Raw genomic sequence first — 5,535 nt, 5'->3', positions numbered from 1 at the left:
AAAAAAGACTGGCGGCGACCTACTCTCCCGCTTTCGCAGTACCATCGGCGCTGGTGGGCTTAACTTCTGTGTTCGGAATGGGAACAGGTGAGCCCCACCGCTAAAACCACCCTAAAGAAGGTATATAAGGTTCGAGGGTTTAGGTGAGGGTTTCCGGTTGAGCGATTACTGCTTCCTTTTACCTTTCATCTATTTCCTGATCCCTGTTTTAATCGATAAAAACGTTCACAAAGACAAAACCTTTTTTGCACTTATAAGTCTTGAGGTTTTCTTAATTTGATGATATATTGATGATTTCTCATTTTAGATCACCTATTCCTTTTGTAATAGGCTATAAATCTACGGGTAATTAGTACTACTCGGCTATGCTGTTACCAACTTTACACCTGTAGCCTATCAACGTCGTCATCTCCAACGACCCTTAAAAGATGTCTCATCTTGAGGCGAGTTTCGCACTTATATGCTTTCAGTGCTTATCTCTTCCAAACGTAGCTACTCAGCGGTGCTCCTGGCGGAACAACTGATACACCAGAGGTTTGTTCAATTCGGTCCTCTCGTACTAGAATCAAGCCCTCTCAAACATCTAACGCCCGCAATAGATAGAGACCGAACTGTCTCACGACGTTCTGAACCCAGCTCGCGTGCCACTTTAATGGGCGAACAGCCCAACCCTTGGGACCTTCTCCAGCCCCAGGATGTGACGAGCCGACATCGAGGTGCCGAACCTCCCCGTCGATGTGAGCTCTTGGGGGAGACTAGCCTGTTATCCCCGGAGTACCTTTTATCCTATGAGCGATGGCCCTTCCATACGGAACCACCGGATCACTATGTCCTGCTTTCGCACCTGATCGACTTGTAGGTCTCACAGTCAAGCACCCTTATGCCATTACACTCTACGCACGGTTACCAAGCGTGCTGAGGGTACCTTTGAAAGCCTCCGTTACTCTTTTGGAGGCGACCACCCCAGTCAAACTACCCACCACGCAATGTCCTTCTAAAAGAAGTTAGGCTCCAAGTAAGTAAAGGGTGGTATTTCAACGTTGACTCCACCAACACTAGCGTGCCGGCTTCAAAGTCTCCCACCTATCCTACACATTACTTACTCAAAGTCAATACGAAGTTATAGTAAAGGTTCACAGGGTCTTTTCGTCCCATTGCGGGTAATCGGCATCTTCACCGATACTACAATTTCACAGAGCTCATGGTTGAGACAGTGCCCAGATCGTTACACCATTCGTGCAGGTCGGAACTTACCCGACAAGGAATTTCGCTACCTTAGGACCGTTATAGTTACGGCCGCCGTTTACTGGGGCTTCAGTCAAACGCTTCGCATTGCTGCTAACGCCCTTCCTTAACCTTCCAGCACCGGGCAGGTGTCAGACCCTATACAGCATCTTTCGATTTAGCAGAGTCCTGTGTTTTTGATAAACAGTCGCCTGGGCCTCTTCACTGCGGCCACCATTGCTGATGGCGTCTCTTCTTCCGAAGTTACGAGACTATTTTGCCTAGTTCCTTAACCATGATTCACTCTAGCACCTTAGGATTCTCTCCTCGACTACCTGTGTCGGTTTTGGTACGGGTTGCTTCACTTCGGCTTTTCTTGGAAGCGAGTTCACTACAACAACTTCGCCCGAAGGCTAGGTCTTGACTATTCCGTCAGTCTCCAGTAGCTACGTCACTCCGTCCCCTTTTTAGTGTGAGCAAGTATGGGAATATTAACCCATTGTCCATCCACTACCCCTTTCGGGTTCGCGTTAGGTCCCGACTAACCCTCAGCTGATTAGCATGGCTGAGGAAACCTTAGTCTTTCGGTGAGGGGGTTTCTCGCCCCCTTTATCGTTACTTATGCCTACATTTTCTTTTCTGTACGCTCCACAACAGCTCACGCTGCTGCTTCTGTGCAAACAGAATGCTCCCCTACCAGATATACCCCTAAGGTATAAATCCATAGCTTCGGTAATATGTTTATGCCCGATTATTATCCATGCCGGACCGCTCGACTAGTGAGCTGTTACGCACTCTTTAAATGAATGGCTGCTTCCAAGCCAACATCCTAGCTGTCAATGCAGTCCAACCGCGTTGCTTCAACTTAACATATATTTGGGGACCTTAGCTGTTGGTCTGGGTTCTTTCCCTCTCGGACACGGACCTTAGCACCCGCGCCCTCACTGCCGACCATCATTTATTAGCATTCGGAGTTTGTCAGGAATTGGTAGGATTTGACTCCCCCGCATCCAATCAGTCGCTCTACCTCTAATAAACTATAAATCGACGCTGCACCTAAATGCATTTCGGGGAGTACGAGCTATCTCCCAGTTTGATTGGCCTTTCACCCCTACCCACAGGTCATCCGAAGACTTTTCAACGTCAACCGGTTCGGTCCTCCACTTTGTGTTACCAAAGCTTCAACCTGCCCATGGGTAGATCACAAGGTTTCGCGTCTAATACTACTAACTATGCGCCCTATTCAGACTCGCTTTCGCTCCGGCTCCGGACCTGAAGTCCTTAACCTCGCTAGTAACATTAACTCGTAGGCTCATTATGCAAAAGGCACGCCGTCACCCAACTTGTGGGCTCCGACCGCTTGTAGGCGTACGGTTTCAGGTTCTATTTCACCCTTCTATTCGAAGTGCTTTTCACCTTTCCTTCACAGTACTTGTTCACTATCGGTCTTTCAGGAGTATTTAGCCTTGGAGGATGGTCCCCCCATATTCAGACAGGATTTCACGTGTCCCGCCCTACTCATTTATCATCTAAATATGCCTTTCAAATACGGGGCTATCACCCTCTATGGCTGTTCTTTCCAGAACATTCTTTTAAACATATAAAGACTTTTGGGCTAATCCGCGTTCGCTCGCCACTACTTACGGAATCTCTTCGATTTCTTTTCCTCCGGGTACTTAGATGTTTCAGTTCTCCGGGTTTGCTCTCTAATAAATTAGAGTGACTGGTCTTCAACCAGACGGGTTGCCCCATTCGGACATCTCGGGATCAATTCGTGTGTGCCAATCCCCCGAGCTTTTCGCAGCTTACCGCGTCCTTCTTCGCCTCTGAAAGCCTAGGCATCCGCCATACGCCCTTAACGATTTCTTTCCTATTATATAGGTTACTCAAGCACTTATAAGTGCTCGGTTTTCTCTTTGTGATGTTCTTACCGTTAATGTCAATGATCTAATGTCTTCCTGGAAACTTAATGAACAGATATTGTTTTTGGCTCTATCCGTAACTTTTAAATTAAGTCCCCAAAACTGTGGAGAATAAGGGAGTCGAACCCTTGACCTCCTGCGTGCAAGGCAGGCGCTCTAGCCAGCTGAGCTAATTCCCCCTCTAGGTGCAGACTAAATGATTAAAAGATTCAATAATTAAAAATTAACATCCGCTAATATTTTAATCTTTCAATGCTTTAATCCCTTAATCCCTGTAATTAGTAGTCTCGGGCAGGCTCGAACTGCCGACCTCTACATTATCAGTGTAGCGCTCTAACCAGCTGAGCTACGAGACTCTCTCTAATTAATAATTATTAATTAATAATCGTTAATTATCTCTCTTCCCTGTTACTAATTTCTAGTGGGTTTTGTATTTCTATAATATAAGCAACCAATAAAAAAACTAAAGCGTACTTTAAGCAAGTACATGGTACACTTAAGTACCTAAATTTGTTTATCGTCTTTAAGACGCTCTAAAATGAGATGTTCCAGCCGCACCTTCCGGTACGGCTACCTTGTTACGACTTAGCCCTAGTTACCTGTTTTACCCTAGGCAGCTCCTGTTACGGTCACCGACTTCAGGTACCCCAGACTTCCATGGCTTGACGGGCGGTGTGTACAAGGCCCGGGAACGTATTCACCGCGCCATGGCTGATGCGCGATTACTAGCGATTCCAGCTTCATAGAGTCGAGTTGCAGACTCCAATCCGAACTGAGACCGGCTTTCGAGATTCGCATCCAGTCACCTGGTAGCTGCCCTCTGTACCGGCCATTGTATTACGTGTGTGGCCCAAGGCGTAAGGGCCGTGATGATTTGACGTCATCCCCACCTTCCTCTCTACTTGCGTAGGCAGTCTCACTAGAGTCCTCAACTGAATGTTAGCAACTAGTGACAGGGGTTGCGCTCGTTGCAGGACTTAACCTAACACCTCACGGCACGAGCTGACGACAACCATGCAGCACCTTGAAAATTGTCCGAAGAAAAGCCTATTTCTAAGCCTGTCAATTCCCATTTAAGCCTTGGTAAGGTTCCTCGCGTATCATCGAATTAAACCACATAATCCACCGCTTGTGCGGGCCCCCGTCAATTCCTTTGAGTTTCATTCTTGCGAACGTACTCCCCAGGTGGCTAACTTATCACTTTCGCTTAGTCTCTGAATCCGAAAACCCAAAAACGAGTTAGCATCGTTTACGGCGTGGACTACCAGGGTATCTAATCCTGTTCGCTCCCCACGCTTTCGTCCATCAGCGTCAGTTAAGACATGGTAACCTGCCTTCGCAATTGGTGTTCTAAGTAATATCTATGCATTTCACCGCTACACTACTTATTCCAGCTACCTCTACCTTACTCAAGACCTGCAGTATCAATGGCAGTTTCATAGTTAAGCTATGAGATTTCACCACTGACTTACAGATCCGCCTACGGACCCTTTAAACCCAATAAATCCGGATAACGCTTGCACCCTCCGTATTACCGCGGCTGCTGGCACGGAGTTAGCCGGTGCTTATTCATACTGTACCTTCAGCTACTTACACGTAAGTAGGTTTATCCCAGTATAAAAGAAGTTTACAACCCATAGGGCCGTCGTCCTTCACGCGGGATGGCTGGATCAGGCTCTCACCCATTGTCCAATATTCCTCACTGCTGCCTCCCGTAGGAGTCTGGTCCGTGTCTCAGTACCAGTGTGGGGGATCACCCTCTCAGGCCCCCTAAAGATCATTGACTTGGTGAGCCGTTACCTCACCAACTATCTAATCTTGCGCGTGCCCATCTCTATCCACCTCAGTTTTCAATATCTAATGATGCCATCAAATATATTATGGGGTATTAATCTTCCTTTCGAAAGGCTATCCCCCTGATAAAGGCAGGTTGCACACGTGTTCCGCACCCGTACGCCGCTCTCAAGATTCCGAAGAATCTCTACCGCTCGGCTTGCATGTGTTAGGCCTCCCGCTAGCGTTCATCCTGAGCCAGGATCAAACTCTCCATTGTATGTTTGTCTGACTCACTCAAAGTTATTATTACGCTTTAGTTTTTCCTTACTTGGTTGTTATATCTATGTTTCAATGATCTCTTCTCTTTCGCTTCCCCGGCCACCCTTTTCTGTCGTTGGGCTTTGCCGTATTTGCGTGTGCAAAAGTAAAAATTAATTCCGTAATGACCAAATGTTTTTTGAAGAAATTTTAAAGTTTTTTTTAAAACCCAAAATCCTTAAACCTTACAATCATTACCCACTCCTGCGCCCCGTTTTACCGGACTGCAAAGATACAAACCTTTTTATCAATACCAAATTTTTTAACCAAAAATTAAATATCTATTTTAAATCCG

The 5,535-nt window shown here is 46.6% G+C and carries 2 tRNA genes and 3 rRNA genes; all 5 read right to left on the bottom strand.

What is annotated here, in order from left to right:
• Window positions 1-6: 6 nt before the first annotated feature.
• The 5 genes from rrf to N0B16_RS14065 all read right to left on the bottom strand — a co-directional run bounded on the left by rrf (window position 7) and on the right by N0B16_RS14065 (window position 5,199).
• Window positions 7-114 (bottom strand): 5S ribosomal RNA (gene rrf / locus N0B16_RS14085).
• Window positions 115-329: 215 nt separating this feature from the next.
• Window positions 330-3,093, bottom strand: a 23S ribosomal RNA gene (locus tag N0B16_RS14080).
• A gap of 158 nt (window positions 3,094-3,251) precedes the next feature.
• Window positions 3,252-3,325 (bottom strand) — tRNA-Ala (locus N0B16_RS14075).
• A 103-nt stretch (window positions 3,326-3,428) separates the two neighbouring features.
• Window positions 3,429-3,502 (bottom strand) — tRNA-Ile (locus N0B16_RS14070).
• A 180-nt stretch (window positions 3,503-3,682) separates the two neighbouring features.
• Window positions 3,683-5,199: ribosomal RNA gene (locus tag N0B16_RS14065) — 16S ribosomal RNA — on the bottom strand.
• Together the 16S, 23S and 5S rRNA genes with 2 tRNA genes alongside form the textbook arrangement of a ribosomal RNA operon.
• Between the last annotated feature and the right edge of the window lie 336 nt (window positions 5,200-5,535).

Origin of the sequence: Chryseobacterium gilvum, from assembly GCF_025628965.1 — a bacterium.
In the GTDB taxonomy this organism is placed as follows: Bacteria; Bacteroidota; Bacteroidia; order Flavobacteriales; family Weeksellaceae; genus Chryseobacterium; species Chryseobacterium gilvum.
This window is presented reverse-complemented; position numbering and strand designations above follow the sequence as displayed.